This is a genomic window from Nocardia vulneris, assembly GCF_001613425.1.
Classification (GTDB): domain Bacteria; phylum Actinomycetota; class Actinomycetes; order Mycobacteriales; family Mycobacteriaceae; genus Nocardia; species Nocardia vulneris.
The window spans coordinates 44894-63006 of sequence record NZ_BDCI01000015.1 but is presented as its reverse complement, the minus strand read 5'-3'; the positions used below and the strand labels follow the sequence as shown (position 1 = coordinate 63006).

At 68.3% G+C, this 18113-nt stretch carries 15 protein-coding genes; 5 read left to right on the top strand and 10 right to left on the bottom strand.

What is annotated here, in order from left to right:
- Positions 1-185 precede the first annotated feature (185 nt).
- Positions 186-1760, bottom strand: coding sequence for a signal recognition particle-docking protein FtsY (gene ftsY, locus NVU01S_RS16585; protein ID WP_043676561.1), 1575 nt, complete (start codon positions 1758-1760; stop codon positions 186-188).
- A gap of 111 nt (positions 1761-1871) precedes the next feature.
- On the opposite strand from ftsY, the gene NVU01S_RS16580 reads away from it, so the two are divergent.
- Positions 1872-2261, top strand: coding sequence for a DUF2237 family protein (locus NVU01S_RS16580; protein ID WP_014987060.1), 390 nt, complete (start codon positions 1872-1874; stop codon positions 2259-2261).
- Between the two features lie 93 nt (positions 2262-2354).
- On the opposite strand, the gene NVU01S_RS16575 is transcribed toward NVU01S_RS16580, so the two are convergent.
- The gene (locus tag NVU01S_RS16575) at positions 2355-3110 is read right to left on the bottom strand and encodes a TetR/AcrR family transcriptional regulator (RefSeq protein ID WP_043676559.1); all 756 of its coding nucleotides are present in this window, start codon (positions 3108-3110) and stop codon (positions 2355-2357) included.
- Between the two features lie 106 nt (positions 3111-3216).
- On the opposite strand from NVU01S_RS16575, the gene NVU01S_RS16570 reads away from it, so the two are divergent.
- The gene (locus NVU01S_RS16570; RefSeq protein ID WP_043676557.1) at positions 3217-4131 is read left to right on the top strand and encodes an NmrA family NAD(P)-binding protein; all 915 of its coding nucleotides are present in this window, start codon (positions 3217-3219) and stop codon (positions 4129-4131) included.
- A gap of 126 nt (positions 4132-4257) precedes the next feature.
- Here NVU01S_RS16570 and NVU01S_RS16565 read toward each other — a convergent pair whose 3' ends face one another.
- The 5 genes from NVU01S_RS16565 to NVU01S_RS16545 all read right to left on the bottom strand — a co-directional run bounded on the left by NVU01S_RS16565 (position 4258) and on the right by NVU01S_RS16545 (position 13608).
- Positions 4258-4926 (bottom strand): pentapeptide repeat-containing protein, encoded by a 669-nt coding sequence (locus NVU01S_RS16565; RefSeq protein ID WP_082859546.1) that lies wholly within the window; start codon positions 4924-4926, stop codon positions 4258-4260.
- 2 nt (positions 4927-4928) lie between these two features.
- Positions 4929-6449 carry a hypothetical protein gene (locus tag NVU01S_RS16560; RefSeq protein WP_052280992.1) on the bottom strand — a complete coding sequence of 507 codons (1521 nt, stop codon included), beginning with the start codon at positions 6447-6449 and terminating at the stop codon, positions 4929-4931.
- A 317-nt stretch (positions 6450-6766) separates the two neighbouring features.
- Entirely contained in the window at positions 6767-10381 is a 3615-nt protein-coding gene (gene smc / locus NVU01S_RS16555) for a chromosome segregation protein SMC (protein ID WP_043676555.1), read from the bottom strand.
- 333 nt (positions 10382-10714) lie between these two features.
- Positions 10715-11566 (bottom strand): hypothetical protein, encoded by an 852-nt coding sequence (locus NVU01S_RS43400; protein ID WP_043676553.1) that lies wholly within the window; start codon positions 11564-11566, stop codon positions 10715-10717.
- A 1622-nt stretch (positions 11567-13188) separates the two neighbouring features.
- Entirely contained in the window at positions 13189-13608 is a 420-nt protein-coding gene (locus NVU01S_RS16545) for a DUF1707 SHOCT-like domain-containing protein (protein ID WP_043676551.1), read from the bottom strand.
- A 185-nt stretch (positions 13609-13793) separates the two neighbouring features.
- Between NVU01S_RS16545 and NVU01S_RS16540 the strand changes: the two genes are divergently transcribed.
- The gene (locus NVU01S_RS16540; RefSeq protein ID WP_043676549.1) at positions 13794-14879 is read left to right on the top strand and encodes an S-(hydroxymethyl)mycothiol dehydrogenase; all 1086 of its coding nucleotides are present in this window, start codon (positions 13794-13796) and stop codon (positions 14877-14879) included.
- Positions 14876-15493 (top strand): MBL fold metallo-hydrolase, encoded by a 618-nt coding sequence (locus tag NVU01S_RS16535; protein ID WP_043676547.1) that lies wholly within the window; start codon positions 14876-14878, stop codon positions 15491-15493. The genes NVU01S_RS16540 and NVU01S_RS16535 overlap by 4 nt, the downstream gene beginning before the upstream one ends.
- A gap of 3 nt (positions 15494-15496) precedes the next feature.
- On the opposite strand, the gene NVU01S_RS16530 is transcribed toward NVU01S_RS16535, so the two are convergent.
- Both NVU01S_RS16530 and NVU01S_RS16525 read right to left on the bottom strand, forming a co-directional pair.
- Complete coding sequence (locus tag NVU01S_RS16530; RefSeq protein WP_043676545.1) at positions 15497-15817, bottom strand: helix-turn-helix domain-containing protein; 321 nt, start codon at positions 15815-15817, stop codon at positions 15497-15499.
- The gene (locus NVU01S_RS16525) at positions 15814-16191 is read right to left on the bottom strand and encodes a type II toxin-antitoxin system RelE/ParE family toxin (RefSeq protein WP_043676543.1); all 378 of its coding nucleotides are present in this window, start codon (positions 16189-16191) and stop codon (positions 15814-15816) included. The genes NVU01S_RS16530 and NVU01S_RS16525 overlap by 4 nt, the downstream gene beginning before the upstream one ends.
- A gap of 279 nt (positions 16192-16470) precedes the next feature.
- Here NVU01S_RS16525 and NVU01S_RS16520 point away from each other — a divergent pair, with 279 nt between their 5' ends.
- Positions 16471-17733, top strand: coding sequence for a Cmx/CmrA family chloramphenicol efflux MFS transporter (locus NVU01S_RS16520; protein WP_307682327.1), 1263 nt, complete (start codon positions 16471-16473; stop codon positions 17731-17733).
- Here NVU01S_RS16520 and NVU01S_RS16515 read toward each other — a convergent pair.
- A complete protein-coding gene (locus tag NVU01S_RS16515) occupies positions 17681-18112 on the bottom strand; it encodes a DUF6640 family protein (protein ID WP_043676612.1) in 432 nt (143 codons plus the stop codon). The genes NVU01S_RS16520 and NVU01S_RS16515 overlap by 53 nt on opposite strands.
- Position 18113: the final 1 nt, after the last annotated feature.

Here is an 18113-nt window from a genome sequence, read left to right as displayed (position 1 = left end):
AGCGCCGGTTACCGGCCCGCTAGAAGTAGCAAACATTCGGTTTTCGGCGTGTTTCGTCGCAAACACTGCCGTGTGCGCCGTGATGGCGCGTCATGTTGTCAGGTCGAGCCGGACAATTCGGTCAGCAGCCCGGTTTGCCGAGACGATGCTGTCGCGCGGGGCCGTTGTCGGTCCGCGAGCGTGGCTCAGCCGAGCAGCGCGTCCACGAAAGCGCCCGGCTCGAACGGCGCCAGATCGTCGGCCCCCTCGCCGAGACCGACCAGCTTCACCGGCACGCCCAGCTCGTGCTGCACCTGGAAGACGATGCCGCCCTTGGCGGTCCCGTCCAGCTTGGTGAGCACCACCCCGCTGATATCGACCACGTCGGCGAACACACGCGCCTGCATCAGGCCGTTCTGGCCGACCGTGGCGTCGAGCACCAACAGCACTTCGTCGACCGCACCAGGAGCGGAGCCTGCAGAGCGACCAGCCGTGATTGCCTTTTCCACGACGCGCTTGACCTTGCCCAGCTCGTCCATCAGGCCGGTCTTGGTGTGCAGGCGGCCCGCGGTATCGATGAGCACCACGTCGACGCCGCGATCGATGCCCGCGCTCACCGCGTCGAAAGCGACCGCGGCCGGATCGGCGGCCTCCTTGCCGCGCACGGTTTCCGCGCCGACCCGCTCACCCCAGGTCTGCAACTGGTCGGCGGCGGCGGCCCGGAAGGTGTCGGCCGCGCCGAGCAGCACGCGGCGGCCATCCGCGACGAGCACCCGCGCGAGTTTGCCGGTGGTGGTGGTCTTTCCGGTGCCGTTGACGCCGACGACCAGCAGGATCGACGGGTGATCGGCGTGCGGCAGCGCCCGGATCGAGCGGTCCAGTTCGGGGCGCAACGCCTCGATCAGCACGTCCCGCAGCACGGCACGGGCCGCGTCGGTGGTCCGGACGCTGCGCGAGGCCATCTCCTCGCGCAGGCGGGCCACCACCGCGGCGGTGCTCGCGGTGCCCAGATCGGCGAGCACCAGGGTGTCCTCGACCTCTTCCCACGAGTCGTCGTCCAGGTCGCCGCCGCCGAGCAGGCCGAGCAGGCTCTTGCCGACCGCGTTCTGCGAACGGGACAGGCGGCCGCGCAGGCGGACCAGCCGGCCCGCGGTGGGTTCGATCTCCTCGAGCGGGGCGGGGGCCTCGGCGCCCGCGGCGGTGTCGGGGAAGGTGGTCGGGGCGGACTCTGTTTCGGCAGGCGCGGCGGTCGATGCGCCGGCGGATGCGGTGGTCGGTGCGTCCGCGGGAGCGGTGGTCGGCGCGCCGGCGGATGCGGTGGTCGATGAGTCCGCAGGAGCGGTGGTCGGTGCGTCGGCGGCCGCCGGTGCTTCGGTGGTTTCCGGTGCGTTCGCGGCGACGTCGGTCGATTCGACTTCGGGCGCAGCGGTTTCGCCCGCGGGCGCCTCGGCGACATCGCCCTCGGGCAGTTGCACATTGGTGATGCCGCGCTTGGGTGCGTCCCGGGGGATGGCCGCGTCGTCGCCGACGTGCGGCTGCCCGTCCGTATCGGTCCGCTCGACCAGCTGCGGTTCGGGTGCGGTCGCCGTGCCGCCTTGACTGAAACTGAATCCGCCCGAGGCGGCGTATCCGCCGGACCGGTCGGTCAGCTGCTGCTCCGCAGGCTGCGTCAAAGAGACCCGAGAGCGCTTGTACCGGACAAAACCGACAACAAGCACCACCAGCAGCAGAGCAGCGGCAACGGCGACAATGATCCAGGCTTCGGAACTCACGCGCCCCATCCTTGCAGAACGAACCGGCCCGCTTTACCACGCCGCCCCGGTGCCGACACACAACCCCCGAGATTTCTTGTCCTGCGGAACTTCTCGCGACGTGCCAATAGGATCGGCGACGTGACCGATCGAAACGTGCTTGGGGGGCCGCTGGAAGAGTGCGGCGCCGATCCTCTCACCGGCTTCTACCGGGACGGCTGCTGCAGCACCGGGCCGGAGGATCTCGGTAGCCACACCGTGTGCACCGTCGTCACGGCCGAATTCCTGGAGCATCAGGCGTCCATCGGCAACGATCTGAGTACGCCGCGGCCGGAGAACAACTTCCCGGGATTACAGCCGGGCGACCGGTGGTGTGTGGTGGCCGTGCGGTGGCTACACGCGCACGAGGACGGTGTCGCCGCACCCGTGGTGCTGGCCGCCACGCACGAGAACGCCCTGGAAGTGATCTCGATGGACATCCTGCGCAAATACGCCGTCGACGTGCCCGACGACGTCAGCGACCTGCTGTAATCCGCATGCCGCGCACGGCAGCCCGGCCGGATCCGGCTGCCGTCGGGCTCGACCTGTCCCGTTCGACCGTGACCGGGTCTCGACACGTGTCGCTTATGCGCCACGTGTTCGCGTCGTCGCCGCGCGGCGACGGTGCGCTTTCTGCCGGCAGGCGGGTGAGCAATATCGCGGACGACGGCCGGTGCCCGAGTGCCGGACGGCACCGGCGCACACCGGGCACCGCGTTTCGTTACTATCCGCCGTTTCGTTACGAGTTTCGCCCGCCGCGGCGGGACGATTCGTTACGCCCGGGGCACGCATCGCATCGATGACCAACGCGGCCGTCCGGCCCAGTGCACCGTCGGTCGGTTGAAGTCGTTGGATGGCAACGCAACCGGTGAAGATCGCCAGCACATCCGAGACCTCGAGATCCGGGCGGACCGCGCCCTGACGCTGCGCGGCCGTCAGCAGCGCGCCCAGCGCCTGATGGAATCGTGCGCCCGCACTCATCAACAAAGCGCGCGGCCAACCGTCATCGGACTGCACCAGATCGCACAGCGCCTGATTGCCCGGCGTCGACACCACCACCTGCGTGCAGAAATCGAAGAAGGCGGCACCGGGATCCGGCGCGCCCAGCCGATCGGCGGCCAGTTGGGCGAGCCGGTCCACGCGCTGCTGCATAACCGCTTCCAGCAGATCGACTTTCGTCGGGAAGTGCCGGTAGACGGTGCCCGCGCCGACCCCGGCCCGCCGGGCCACCTCCGCCAGCGACACCGTCGGCCCCTGCTCGGCGAACGCGCGTTGTGCGGCGGACAGCACCGCGGCGCGATTGCGGGTGGCGTCGCTGCGGGCGGTGGGTGGGGCAGTCAATTCGTTACGGCCTTCCGTTCTTCGACCTGGTCAAGCGGGCCAGGCCACCCGTACCGTCCCGAAATACGGGTTGTCCGACCCGATTCTATCGACAGACAAGGCGAGCATGTCTTCTTCGCAGCACCTCATCCTGGTCACCGGCGCCACCGGCAAGCAGGGCGGCGCGACCGCCCGCAAACTGCTCGCCGACGGGCGTGCGGTCCGCGCGCTGGTGCGCGACCCGCACGCGCCGGCCGCGCGAGCGCTCGCCGCGGCGGGCGCCGAACTCGCGGTCGGCGATTTCGACGACCCCGCCACCCTGCCCACCGCACTGGCCGGTGCCACAGCCCTTTTCGCGGTGCCGCCCGCCGCCTACGACCCGGACGGCTGGGATGTCGAGCGGGAAGCGCGACGCGGCGAAGCGCTCGTCGACGCGGCCCGCCGAGCCGGGGTGGCACAGATCGTGTTCACCGGTATCGCCTCGTTCAACGAGGACACCTCGTGGGGCGCGAGCGGCAAACAGCGCATCGAACACGCCGTCGCGGCCAGCGGGGCGCGCTACACCCTGCTGCGCCCGGTCCGGTTCATGGAGAACTATCTGCTGCGCGGCCTGCCGCTCGACGGCATCGTCGACGGCGTACACCGGCACATGTTTCCCGCCGACCGCCCGATGAAGGTCATCGCGGTGGCCGACGTCGCCGAGGTCGCCGCCCTGGCCTTCGCCGACCCCGACCGTTTCCACGGCCGGACCCTGGAGCTGGCCGGCGACGCCCTCACCCCGCCGGATGCCGCCGCCGCGATCGCCGCCGTCACCGGCCATCCCGTCCGCTATCAGGAACTGGACGAGGCCTACGCCGCCTCCCTCGGCGCATCGATCGCCTACACCTGGCGGCTGATGCGCGAAACCGGCGGCTGGCGCGCCGATATCGACACCGTCCGCGCCATCCACCCCACCCTGCGCACCTTCGCCACCTGGCTCGCCGAAACCGGCGCCGCCCAAATCAAATCCCTACTCGACAACGACCGACTCCCCACCGCCTAGGCCCGAGCCGCGAAATCCCGCGCAGGCGACGTCTCCGCGGGATTTCACCAGGCGGGCCGCGGAAATGCCGAGCACAGCTCGACACCGCACGGGCTGATACATCAGCATCGAAATCCTGCCTAGGAGCTAAGCGGATGGGCGAACCTCGACCGACGGCGCGCCGTTGGCGCTGAACCACTCGCGTAACTCTGGGCCGTCCAGCAGCTTCGACGTGTCGACGCCGACGTCGACAGGCCCGATGACCTGTCCGGATGCCCCGGCGACCCGGCAGCCCCCCATGCGCGCACGTGACAGTCTGGTCCGCTCGAAAACACTATCTCGAAGGTCCGCCTCTCGAAGGTCCGCCCCTGAGAATGTAACTCGTTGGAGCTGTGTGCCTCGAAGAACCGCGCCGCGAAAGTTCGACTGAGCGAAATCCGCTCGCTGTAGATTGGCGCCGGAAAGGTTGGCGTACTGCGCTTTACAACCGCGACCCTGGACCTTGCGCAGATCCGCACCGCTGAGGTCGGCGCCGTCCAGTCGAGTCTCGCCGAGCGAAGCGGTGTATAGGTCGGCGTCGATGAGCACCACCCGACTCATGTTCGCGCTGCCCAACTCCGCACCGAGCAGGTCCAGCCCCGACAGATCCGCACCCGAGAAATCCGCTCCCCACCCGTTGAGAACCGTAGCCGCCGTCCGCTCAGCAGCAGGATCGGCTGGCAGCACCTGCAGATACTCGGCCAATGCTCGATGTGCCGCCGAATCCGAAGGCCACCTGGCGACACTGCTCGAACTGGGACCATCAGCCGTGGTCATCTCTACCAAAGCACCTTTCCTTGCCACTCGGGGTGACTCTCGACCAGTTGCTTCAGGCGTGCTATCCGGGCGGGCGTCATCCCGCTCTGATCGATCATGACACCCTCACCGTCTGCGATCGAATCCTCGATCATTTCGGTGAATTCCTGATCAGTTTGCGGATTGGGTATCGGATTGCCCGCAACCTGGGCCGGTCTGTAGTCCGGAATGACATCCGGTGAGCTTTTCACGTCCCACCGTTTGCCTGAGGCATCGATGAACTCGCCTTGGTCCTCTCCGTTGGCTCCCAACGGAGCTCGGGTGATCGGTCCTTCGACCGCGCCGGAGTTCTCCAAACCCAAACCCACCTCTGCCTCCCGTTTCGACTGGGGGTTCACTTTCCCGTTTTTCGCCGGGTCTTGCGCAAGTTCTTCGACGCGCTTCTGGTACTCAGTCGTTCCGGGCGTGTTGGAAGCGTTCGATGAACCGGGCTGCACCCCGTCTGCACCGTCGATGAGCACACGCATACCGATAATCGCGGTGAGTTTTGCGCTCAGGTCCAGGAGTGCTTCACTGGGCACTTTGTCGAAATGAGTCAGAACGACGGCAGCCGTTGCGGTCGCAGCGGTGAGACCGACGATTCGATACAGTCTGCTGGCGGTATAGGCCGTGCGGATGGCGTTGATGGTGTTGGCGACGAGCCCGACAACGGCGCCGCCGCTGACTGCCAAACTGCCCCCAAAGCTGAAGGCGGCTGCGACAACTCCCAGCGCGACGGCGATTCCAGCACCGATGACGAGAGTATTGATCTCGGACTCGAACGTCTTGCGAGCATCCACGGTGCCGGTGTGGAATTCAGCCACCGGCGTTGCCAAGTTCTGTGCGGCCAGAGCGACCTGGCCGGCGCTGTCTCGAAGTGTGGTCAGGTTCTCGAGGACCAGCTCCAGGTTCTTCTTGTCCGCGACACCATCGAACAAACCGATGGCACCCGCGAGTTGCCCTGCCGAACCGGTGATCGTGGCGTGCTCGGCGAACGTGCGCCATGCGGTGGATGCCTTGCTCAACTTGTCGACGTCACCGTTGGGAAGTTTGCCGAACTCCTCCCCGATCTTGTCGACCAGCTTGTCGTAGAACTCCTTTATGCCGGCGCCGTCTTTTTCGTGCACGCCGGGACCGTTGTCACCGACCGACGACGCGATGGTGACCTTGTACTCCGGTAGCGGAGCGACGACCGGACGCTGCGGCAACGGATTGCTGTTGTTCGCGACTGCGTAGTTGTAGCCCATCGCGGAGAGGACGTAACCGTAATTGGTAAGCGCGTCGGCAAGGTTGGTGCAGGTTTGCATGGTCTGCTGAGCTAGCTGGTCGTATTTGGTGCCCCACTGTTTGCAGCCGTTGGCGTCCCCAGCCATGCCCGCACAGTCGTTCTTGACGGCATCGTGCAGTGGCTTGTCCGCAGCACGTAGATTGGTCGCGATCTCATGGCATTTCGCGGCGGCGTCGTAGTAGTAGACCTGCCAATCCAACTTCAGGTCGTCGCCCACTGCCTCACCCCCGGACCACCATCTAGTAGTTCAGGTCTATCGCGTGGGTGTAGCGACTGCGGGCATCGCTTCACCCATTCGGTGTGCGCGGTGTCGTATGCCTGCGCGGCTACCGGGCCAACCGTCGCTCAGCACCCAGTCCACGCCGATGCCGGCTGAGTCCAGCCCGGACCGTAGCTCCCCCACAGGCTCATACAAGCGGCTCCAGGCTGCTGGAGCCACGGCGAAATTCTGGGTGCGCGGTGCTCCCCCACCTTCGGCCATGCATGGCAGCTTAACTACGCCCCGAGCAACTGTCGATCACCGACTCTGTCGGTTTACGCCGCGCCCGCGGGCGTGAGGTTTTCGCCGCGGAGGCGTTGCGAGATGACCTGAGTGATGCCGTCGCCGCGCATGCTGACGCCGTAGAGGGCGTCGGCGATTTCCATGGTGGGTTTCTGGTGGGTGATGACGATGAGCTGGCTCTTTTCGCGCAGCTGCTCGAAGAGGCCGATGAGGCGGCGCAGGTTGGTGTCGTCCAGGGCGGCCTCGACCTCGTCCATCACATAGAACGGTGAGGGGCGGGCACGGAAGATGGCGACCAGCAGGGCGACGGCGGTGAGGGACTTCTCGCCACCGGACAGCAGCGAGAGCCGCTTCACCTTCTTGCCGGGCGGGCGCGCCTCCACCTCGATACCGGTGGTGAGCATGTCGGACGGGTCGGTGAGCAGCAGCCTGCCCTCACCGCCGGGGAACAGTTTCGCGAACACACCGACGAATTCGCGTTCCACGTCCTCCCACGCCTCGGTGAACACCTGCAGGATGCGCGCGTCCACCTCGGCGACCACGTCGAGCAGGTCCTTGCGCGCGCTCTTCACATCCTCGAGCTGGGTCGCGAGGAAGTTGTAGCGCTCCTCGAGCGCGGCGAACTCTTCCAGCGCAAGGGGATTCACCTTGCCGAGGGTGGTGAGGTCCTTCTCCGCGCGTTTGGCGCGCCGCTCCTGGGTCTGGCGGTCGTAGGGCATCGGCGCGGGCGCGGTGACCTGTTCGCCGCGTTCCTTGGCCTGCTCGTACTCCTGCCATTCCAGGTCGGTCGGCGGCAACGGCACGTCGGGACCGTACTCGGCGATCAGATCGCTGAGCGCGATACCGAACTGTTCGGAGATCGTCGCCTCGAGCTGCTCGATGCGCAGGGCCGCTTGGGCTTTCGCGACTTCGTCGCGGTGCACCGCGTCGGTGAGCTGGGCGAGCTGGGTGGACAGGGCCCGCACCCGCTCCTTGACCTGTTCGACCTGGGCGGCGGCTTCGCCGCGGCGGCGGACCAGATCGTCGCGGCGGGCACCCGCCTCCGCCACCACCTTTTCCAGTTCGGCGGCGACCTTGGCCCCGGATTCGGCGACCGCGGCGGCGACTTCGGCGGCCTTCTTACGCGAGGCCTGGGCCCGTTCGGCCCTGGCCCGTGTCTCCCGTTCGGCGCGGGCGGCGCGGCGCAGCGAATCCGCTTTGCCGCGTACCGATTCCGCGCGTTCCTCGGCGGTGCGCACCGACAGGCGCGCCTCGACCTCCATCGACCTGGCCTCGGCCAGTGCGGCGGCGGCTTCTTCGCGTTCCCGGCCCGCGGTCTCGGTGCCCGCCGCGGTGCCGTCGGAGTCGATCTCGGTCTGTTCCAGTTCGGCGTTGCGCAGCCGGTCTTCGAGTTCGGCGAGCGAGGTCAGCGATTCTTCCCGGCTCGCTTCGGTTTCCGCGCGCTGGGCGAGCAGCCGGTCGTTGTCGGCCTGGGCGGTGCGGGCCGCGTGCCCGAGCCGGCCGAGCCGGTCATAGATGGCGACCAGGGACTGATCGGATTCGTGCAACGCGAGCAGCGCCTGATCGACGGCGTCCTTGCGGTCGGCCTGTTCGGCCAGCGCGCCGGACAACGCGGCTTCCAGTTCTTCGGCCCGGCGTTGCGCCGCGACCAGATCGGCCTTGGCGGTGTCGATATCGGCCTGGATCTCCAGTTGGCTGGGCGCGCGATCGGAGCCGCCGAGCAGCCAGCCGGTTCCGGTGAGGTCGCCGTCGCGGGTGACCACCCGCACGTCCGGGCGAGCCGCGATCACCGCACGGGCCGCGGCCAGATCATCGGCTACGGCGATACCGGCGGTGAGTGCCATGATCGCCGCGCGCACGCTGTCCGGGCACTCGACCACATCGGACAGCCAGCGGGCCGCGCCCGGCAGCGGTCCGGGATGCGGGCGATGGCCGCCGTCGGCGCCGAATACCAGTGCGGCACGGCCGCCGTCGGCTTCCTTCAGCGCGCGGATGGCGGCATGCGCGGATTCCCCGGTGTCGGCGGCGACCGCGTCGGCGAGCGGGCCGAGCGCGGTGGCGACCGCGGCTTCGAAACCGCCGTGCACCCGCAGCAGACCGGACAGCGGGCCGAGCAGCCCCTGGGACCGGTGCTCGACCAGCCAGGCCGCACCGTCGCGACGGGCCAGGTTCATGCCGAGCGCCTCGATCCGCGCCGAGAGCGACGCGACCCGCTTGCTCGCCTCGCGATCCTGTTCGCGCAGTTCGGTCACCCGCTGGTCGGCCAGGGCGAGCGCCTGCACCGCGTGCTCGTGCTGGGCGTCCAGGCCGGCCTCGCCGGCGTCCAACTCGGTGAGTTCGGCCTGCACCGTGTCGAATTCGGTCTGCGCGGCCTCGCCGCGCTGCCGGGCGTCGGCGATCGCGGTGGTGAGCCGGGAGATCTCGGCGTCCACCGACTGCGCCCTGGTGCGCAGCGTGTCGACCTTGCCCGCGAGCCGCGCCACGCCTTCGCGCCGGTCCGCGATCGCGCGCACGGCGGCGAGGTGCGCCTGCTCGGCGGCTTTGGCGGAGTGTTCGCGTTCGGCCAGTGCGTCCCGGGCCGCCTCGAGCGTCTCGGTCGCGATCTCGACGGCCTCGCGCAGTTCGGCTTCCTCGGCTTCCACCCGTTCGGCTTCGGCTTCCAGCTGTTCCGGGTCGCGTCCCGTGCCGACCGGGGCTTCGGTGTCGAGATGGCGGGCCCGGTCCTGCGCGATCCGGATGGTCGCGTTGACCCGCTCGGCCAGCGCCGACAATTGGAACCAGATCTGCGCGGCGGCTTCGGCGCTCGGCGTCAGCCGGGAGAGCTGGAATTCCTGCTGGGCGAGCGCGGCATTGGCGGCGTCGAGTTCGCTCTGCACGGTGATGTGCTGCTCGCGGGCGTAGGCTTCCTTGCTCTGCTGGCTCTCCAGCTCGCCGCGGCGGGTCACCAGATCGTCCGCGGCCAGGCGCATCCGGGCGTCGCGCAGGTCGGCCTGCACGGTCTGCGCGCGGCGCGCCACCTCGGCCTGCCGGCCGAGCGGTTTGAGCTGACGGCGCAACTCGGTGGTGAGGTCGGTGAGCCGGGCCAGGTTGGCCTGCATCGCCTCGAGCTTGCGGACCGCCTTCTCTTTCCGCTTGCGGTGCTTGAGCACGCCCGCGGCCTCTTCGATGAACGCGCGGCGATCCTCCGGGCGCGATTCCAGAATCGCGGAGAGCTGCCCCTGTCCGACGATGACGTGCATTTCGCGGCCGATGCCGGAGTCACTGAGCAGTTCCTGCACGTCCATCAGCCGGCAGGTGCTGCCGTTGATCTCGTATTCGCCCGCGCCGTCCCGGAACATACGCCGGGTGATGGACACCTCGGCGTAGTCGATCGGCAGCGCGCCGTCGGAGTTGTCGATGGTGAGGGTCACCTCGGCGCGCCCCAGCGGGGCCCGGCCCGCGGTGCCCGCGAAGATCACGTCCTGCATCTTGCCGCCGCGCAGCGCCTTGGCACCCTGCTCACCCATCACCCAGGTGAGTGCGTCGACCACGTTGGACTTGCCGGATCCGTTCGGACCGACCACACACGTGATGCCGGGTTCCAGGCGCAGCGTCGTCGCGGACGCGAAGGACTTGAAGCCCTTCAGCGTCAGGCTCTTCAGATGCAAGTCCGACGACCTTTCGTTATTCGTTGCCGGTGTGCACGCCGCCATATTCCGCCTGCTCATCGATGCAGGCGACCAGTCATGGTATCCGTCGAGGACCGAGTGGTCCCGACGCGGGACAGGCCGCGTCGCCGCATGACGGTTCGGCGGTACCCGTAGGTTATCGAGTCGGCCCACGATATCCCGTATTTCGATGCGCTCGGAGTTAGCCGGATGTCGCGTTTCGGCGGCCGTCGCGCCCGGCCGGTGCGTTCACGGCACGAGCCGTCGGCCGCGACACCAGGTATCGACGGTAGGTGACGAATACGGGGCTGTTGATCGACCTCGACGCGACCTTTACACCAAAAGACGGACCGACTTGCCGGACGCTCTGCCGCGCGGCGACGACGCCGCATACGATCCAGTCGATCCGCCAGCGGGAATATTTGGAGCGCCACGCCGATGCCAGCTCGAACCGGGACCAGAACGGCGTTCCGGCTTGCCCGAATCGCGGCTCTGGTGCTCGGCAGCCTGCTGTTTCTCTACGCGTGCGAGTACAGCAAGAGCGCGGTGCTCGCCGATCGGTGGCTCGAGGTCGCGGGCGCGGGGCTGTTCTTGGCCGTCGGGATCGGGCTGGCGTGGTTCGAGATCAAGCTGACGGATTTCCGCGAGTACCTCGGTGACGAGGCGGACATTCCGGCGGAACCGGTCGCGGCGCGGAGCGCGCACGCTTCGGTTCGCCGGGGCGCCAGCGGGATTCGCTCGGAGTATGCGGAGGACCGGGCGGAGCGGGCGGCAACTCGTATGGGGCACCGGGAAACTCGGCGCGAGGATCGAGTGCCCACCGGCGAATCGGTCGCCGCCCGGATTCGCGCCGCCGGGCGCAAAGCGTCCGGCCTCGGGTCCGAGAGTTGGTGGAAACCGGGTAGATCCGGTGCCGACCGAGACGAGGTGCGGGACGAGCGCAGCGAAACCCCCGAGTTCCTGGTCGAATCCGAGGGATGGTCGATGCGCGCCAAGCTCGGGCGCTCCGGCGATCTCATCTTCCACGGGCACGACCGCGGTGGCACCTATCCCGCGTACGAGTGGATGTGGATCTTCCACCCCGACACCTTCCCAGCGATCCGCGACGCCCTCGGCGATCCCGCAGGAGAAATCCTCGACCTGCTCGAAGATGTTGTGCCCCAGCTGGATCGGCACGGTCGGCACGACCCCGGCGCCTGGCTACGCGCCCACGACATCCCGGCGACCTACCGGGAGAAGGGCGTCAGCGCCACCCAGGACACCAGGGAGATCCCCCTGCTCGTCCCCGGCCTCCCCCGCCTCGTCCCACCCGAACGCCGACCCGACCCCGCCCCCCACTGGCCCCAACGCACCCCCGAACCCCCACCCCGCAAGTCCCGCAATCGCACCGACGAGGTCGAGGAGCCATCGGAACCACCGGCGCGGCGGTCCCGCACAAGCACGGAACCCGCCTCCACCCGGGCAGCGCGGGAAAGCGAACCAGCCGGGCGGCAGTGGTACAACCGGTCTGACGAAGCCTCCCAGTCTGGCTGGGAAGCCGAACCCCGTGCGCGGCGGTCACATGGCCACGTGGCGGAGTCGCCTCCGAGTCGCGCAGCGCGGGAGGCCGAATCGGCAGGGTTGACCGCACGCGACCGAGGCTATGCGCCCAGGTCGGCCCAATCGGCATGGGAGAGCGAGGTTTCGGCCCGACGCTCACACCGCCACTCCGACGAACCGGCACCGGCCGGGGACGGCGAACCGGCCGCGTGGACAGCGCGCGACCGAGGCTATCAACCCACGTCGACTCAATCAGCGTGGGAGCCAGAGGCATCGGCGCGTCGGTCGCGCAATCCCGCCGAGCAAGCGGCCGCGGCGGCATCGGCCTGGGAAGCCGAACATAGCGTGGGACGGTCACATGGCCACGGGGCGGAGCCACTTCCGAGTCGCGCAGAGTGGGAGGGCGAGCCGGCCGCGTGGACAGCGCGCGACCGAGGCCATGAGCCTGGGACGGCCCAATCGGCATGGGAGAGCGAGGTTTCAGCGCGTCGGTCGCGTGGTCGTGGGGGCGAGCCTGCTGCGGCGCGGTCGGTGTGGGAGGTGGAGCCGGAAAGCGTGGTGTACGAGGAGCCGCGGTGGCGGGCGCGTGGTCGGCCGCAGGAGTCCGGTCGCGATTGGGCTCGGCAAGCGCAGGGGTATGGGCAGGATGTCGGTGAGCCGTACGAGGATGCGCAGGGGCACGGGCAGGCCGCCGGTGCTTGGCCTTCGTATGCGGAGCCGGACTATCAGCAGGACGCCGCTGATCGGTACGAGGAACCGCGGCACGCACCGTACCGCCCCGAAGTGCCACGGCGTGAACCCCTTTCGACGCGACGACCACCCCCGGGCGCGGAAGCGCTGGGGCGGGGCCCAGCGCCGGTGTGGAGCGAACGCCCCGGCAGGCAGCGCAACGAGGCGTCCGAACCGTGGCCCGAGCAGCAAGCGGACGAGTACCGGGCCCCTTCCCGTCGACGCCGGTATGTCGCGCCACCGAATTCCACCGAAGCCCCGCGCCGGACCACCTCATACGGCACGAGACCCCCTCAGCCCTAAGCCCTTTCACCCGCGTTCTGCCGAACCGCACCATCGCATGCACATCGCCGTGCTGCATCGCCGGGACCGAGCCGCGCCGGCCAGACAGTGGTGTCGCCCCTGCGTGACAGTCCACGGCACGAACTCCTTTTCGGTGCCGACCATCCGCGGAGCAGGAGCACGATCCAGCGCCCTGTACGCCTGACCGAGCCAGGCACCCGTCAAGGGCAGCGCCGGGGTCGGCCGACTTCGATCAGCTAGTGGGTGCGGCGGGGGTATTTCCCGGATTCGAATCCGGTGAGCATGCGGAAGACGAGGACCGCGCCCCACGGGACGATCACCCAGATCGGCCAGGGGTAGGTGAATTCGCCGACGCTGAGCGAGATCGCGGCCCAGATGAACAGGACGAGCACGCTCACCCCGAGCCAGCTGGTGCCCTCGATCTTCTGCCAGATCGGAATGCGTGAGCCTGCTTGCCCGGCAGTCTCTTTCGCGAGCTCAGGCAGGTCGGACAGCACGAGTTGCAGGTCGTCGGTGGTGGTCGTCGCGTACACCTGGGCGGTGCGCTGGTCGTATTCGGCGAGGTCGATCCGCCCGTCTTCGAGGTGCCTGGCGAGCAGCCGGACCACCTTGTCGCGTTCGGCGTTCGAGGCGCGCGTTCCGGTCGAGATGTCCATGAGCAGTCCTTGTCGGCGATTCCACCCTCCATAGTGGAATATGACTCGATCATGCGCCTTCCATAGTGGAATGTCAACCCCGGCCGGTCCGCCGCTGGTGTCCGAATCGCGGGCGCGGCAGTATGGACGAAAGGTCAACTCGCGGCCGGACGGTCCGCGTCCACGAAAACTCCCAGGAGGCATAGGTGTCGGAAACCGTGCGCGGTGTCATCGCCCGTAGCAAAGGCGCGCCGGTCGAGGTCGTGGACGTGGTGATTCCGGATCCCGGACCGCACGATGTGGTCGTGCGCGTGCAGGCCTGCGGCGTCTGCCACACCGACCTGCACTATCGCGAGGGCGGCATCAACGACGAGTTCCCGTTCCTGCTCGGCCACGAGGCCGCGGGCATCGTGGAGACGGTCGGCGACGCGGTCACCCACGTGCAGCCCGGCGATTTCGTGGTCCTCAACTGGCGCGCCGTCTGCGGCGAATGCCGGGCTTGTCGCCGCGGCCGTCCCTGGTACTGCTTCGCCAGCAACAACGCCGGCAAGAAGATGACGCTCACCGACGGCACCGAGTTGAGCCCGGCCCTGGGCATCGGCGCGTTCATCGACAAGACGCTCGTGCACGAAGGACAGTGCACCAGGGTCGATCCCGCCGCCGATCCGGCGGTGGCCGGACTGCTCGGCTGCGGCGTGATGGCAGGCATCGGCGCGGCGATGAACACCGGCAACGTCTCGCGCGGCGATACCGTCGCGGTGCTCGGCTGCGGCGGTGTCGGCGACGCGGCCATCGCGGGCGCCCGGCTGGCCGGCGCGAAGACCATCATCGCGGTCGATCGCGATCCACGAAAGCTCACCTGGGCCAAGGACTTCGGCGCCACCCACACCATCGATGCGAGCAGCGAGGACGTGGTCGCGAAGATCCAGGAGTACACCGACGAGTTCGGTGCCGACGTCGTCATCGAGGCGGTGGGACGGCCGGAAACCTGGAAACAGGCGTTCTACGCGCGCGACCTGGCGGGCACCGTCGTCCTCGTCGGCGTCCCCACCCCCGAGATGACCATCGAGATGCCGCTGATCGATCTGTTCTCCCGCGGCGGCGCGCTGAAATCCTCCTGGTACGGCGACTGCCTGCCCGAGCGCGACTTCCCGACCCTGATCGACCTGCACCTGCAGGGCCGGCTGCCGCTGGAACGCTTTGTCAGCGAACGGATCTCGCTCGATCAGGTGGAGCAGGCGTTCACCGCGATGCATGCGGGCGACGTGCTGCGTTCGGTGGTGGTCCGGTGATCGAGCGCGTGGTCACCTCCGGCACCTTCTCCCTCGACGGCGGCACCTGGGACGTCGACAACAATGTCTGGCTCATCGGCGACGACCGGGACGTGCTGGTCGTCGATGCCGCGCACGACGCGGACGCGATCGCCGCGGCTGTCGGCGGACGCAACGTCGTCGCCATTCTCTGCACCCACGGCCACAACGACCACGTCACTGTCGCACCGGAATTGAGCGCCCGCCTGGACGCGCCGATCCTGCTGCATCCCGGCGACGAGCCGCTGTGGCGGATGACCCACCCCGACGTCGACTACCGTTCGCTGGCCGATACCCCGCGAATCACGGTGGCCGACATCGACATCGACATCCTGCACACCCCCGGCCACTCCCCCGGCTCGGTCTCCCTGCACGTTCCGGCGGCGGCCGCCCTCTTCACCGGCGACACCCTCTTCTCCGGCGGCCCCGGCGCCACCGGCCGCTCCTACTCCGACTTCGACACCATCATCGATTCCATCCGCGACCGCCTACTCACCCTCCCCGACGAAACCACCGTGCACACCGGCCACGGCGACGCCACCACCATCGGCACCGAAAAACCCGCCCTCGCCGACTGGATAGCCCGCGGCCACTGAATCTCAACCCACCCGCAGCTGCTCGTCGCCGAAGTCGGCGACGAGCTTCAGCACGCCGCCCAACGCGGATACGTAGCGGTCCAACACCTCCCGCGTGGCGACCTCACCCTTTTCGATCTGCGAGACGCGTGCCACGGACACACCCATCTGCTCCGCCACTCGCTTTTGGCTGAGCCCTCGGTGCTTGCGCAGTTCGGCCAGTCGCCAGCCGCGCGCCTGGTCCTGCAGCTGCTCGACACCGGCCTCGAATTCCTCGGGCCCGCCGGCCGTCTCGACCGCACGGTCGAGATGGCCGGTGTCGCGCCAGCGTCGATGAGTGGTCATCGGTGCAACTCCTCGCGTCGCTCGATCAAGTAAGCGTCGTAAAGCTTTTCGGCGCGCGGTATCGCGTCCCGATACCACCGCTGCCACGCTCCCGCCTTGTCCCCGGCGACCAGCAGAATGGCCGACCGCCACGGATCGAAGACGAACAATATTCGGATCTCACTACTCCCTGCAGAGCCAGGTCGCAGCTCCTTCATGTTGGCGATCCGTGACCCTGCGATGCAGTCGACAAGCGGACGCCCCTGCGCGGGCCCGGCTCTCTCCAGCAGCAGGATCGCCTGGTTCACCAATCGGTGCGTTTGGCGGTCGTTCTTCCACAAATCGTCGAGGAACTGCTCTACCTCATCGGTGATGAAGATCTCCCACTCGTCCACGACGGTACCTCCCCCAGGGACAGAATTCAAGGATTTCCTTAACAGGCAGATCGAGCAAACGCGCCTGAAGATTAGGCCACAGGTCCGACAACCAACGGCGCCACAAAATCGGTGGAGAGGCGGCGGGCGGGGTTGTTAGGGTGCGCGTGTGACTTCTCCGGAGGCTTCTAGACGTTAGCCGCCTGTCGTGTGATCAGGTGGCGTTGATCGGGACCTGGTTGTGCGGCGTTGAGTGCTGCCCGTTTGTGGGTGGAATCTGCTCTGCCGCCTTAGTTTTCAGTGGTGGGCGGCTCGGTGTCGAACGAGTCCGGGAGTCTTGTAGTGCCAATTCTGGTGTGGGTTATGGGTGTCGCTGTGTTCGCGCAGGGGACATCGGAGTTCATGTTGTCGGGCTTGTTGGAGCCCATAGCGCAGGATGTCGGGGTGTCGCTCGGGGCGGCGGGGGCGCTGACGTCGCTGTTCGCGGTCGGGATGATCGTGGGGGCGCCGCTGATGGCGATGACCGCGGGTCGGTGGCCGGTGCGCTCCGCGCTGACCGGGTTCCTGGCGTTGTTCATCGGCGCTCACGCGGTCGGCGCGCTGACCTCGAATTTCGTTGTGCTGCTTGCTACTCGATGGGTGGCGGCGATGGCTTACGCGGGGTTCCTGTCCGTGGCGCTGGCGTCGTTGCCGGCCCTGGTGGGCGCGGCGCGGGTGGGCCGAGCGACGGCGATCATCCTGTCCGGGGTGACGCTGGCGTGCATCGTGGGCGTCCCGGCGGGCGCGTTCCTCGGCCAGACGTGGGGCTGGCGCGCCGCGTTCTGGGCGGTCGTGGCGGCCGGTGTTCCTGCGCTGGTGGCGCTTTGGGGACTCGTGCGCGTGCCGATCGACCGAGTCACGACCGCCGAAGGCGGGGTGATCCGGCGGGAATGGCAAGCGATCACCGAACGGCCGGTACGGGTGGTGCTGGTCGCGGGAGCACTGGTCAACGCCGCGACGTTCGCCTCCTTCACCTATCTGGCTGTACTGACCACCGAGGTCGGTGGTGCCGGAAAAGGTTGGGTGCCGGTGATTTTGGCACTGTTCGGCCTCGGTTCCTTCCTCGGCGTCAGCCTCGGCGGACGCTACGCCGATCGCTACGCCACTCCCCTCGTCACGATCGGCTCTGCTGCCCTGATATTCGCTTGGGCGACAACCGCTTTGACGGCAACGTATCTACCGGCCCTGTTGCTCATGGCCACCGTCTGCGGCGCGGTATCTTTCGCGGTCGGGTCCACCTTGATCGGCTTGATCGTCAGCGCGGCGACGCCGACGGCTCCCCGGTTGAGCGGCGCGTTCGCCACCGCCACCTTCAACATCGGTGCGGCCGCCGGACCCGCGGTCGCGGGCATCGCGATCACCTGGACCGGCACACCGAACGCAGCGGTCTGGACCAGCGTGGTGATCTCCTGTGCCGCAACGGCTGTCGCGCTGATCGGGACACGCCCGCGCCCCGGAACCCTACGCGAGGTCAGCGACCCGCCGTCCGCCACACCGCCGCGGTCGCGCCGAACAGAGCGGTGAGCAGGATCAGCGCCATGAAGATCTGTCCGTGCATGCCGAGCACGAAAACCGTTCGCCCGGCGAACTCGGGATCATAGGTGGCGGTACCGGGAAACAGCAGCGCACCGGCCATCCCGAGCCACGGGATGGCCACCACCGCTGCGGCACACAGGGTCCCGCGTCGCGCATCCCGACCCGGTCGCAGGGCCAGGACCAACCCGGCGAGGCCGAGCAGCACCGTCATCACCATGTACTGGGCGTCGTGAAACTTCGCGTGCGGCGGCCAGTTCGGGTTGAACGCGTGCTGTGCGGCCAAGTCCGGTATGATCAGATCGGCGAGTACGGCACTGAGCATCGTGATCACCGCCACCACGGCGATGACGATTCGAGGAAGTGGCATC

Excerpts from the sequence above, each read along its gene's own strand:
- ftsY (WP_043676561.1), bottom strand. The coding sequence starts at position 1,760 with ATGGGGCGCGTGAGTTCCGAAGCCTGGATCATTGTCGCCGTTGCCGCT.
- NVU01S_RS16570 (WP_043676557.1), top strand. The coding sequence starts at position 3,217 with ATGTCTTCTTCGCAGCACCTCATCCTGGTCACCGGCGCCACCGGCAAG.
- NVU01S_RS16565 (WP_082859546.1), bottom strand. The coding sequence starts at position 4,926 with ATGACCACGGCTGATGGTCCCAGTTCGAGCAGTGTCGCCAGGTGGCCT.
- NVU01S_RS16545 (WP_043676551.1), bottom strand. The coding sequence starts at position 13,608 with ATGGACATCTCGACCGGAACGCGCGCCTCGAACGCCGAACGCGACAAG.
- NVU01S_RS16530 (WP_043676545.1), bottom strand. The coding sequence starts at position 15,817 with ATGACCACTCATCGACGCTGGCGCGACACCGGCCATCTCGACCGTGCG.
- NVU01S_RS16515 (WP_043676612.1), bottom strand. The coding sequence starts at position 18,112 with ATGCCACTTCCTCGAATCGTCATCGCCGTGGTGGCGGTGATCACGATG.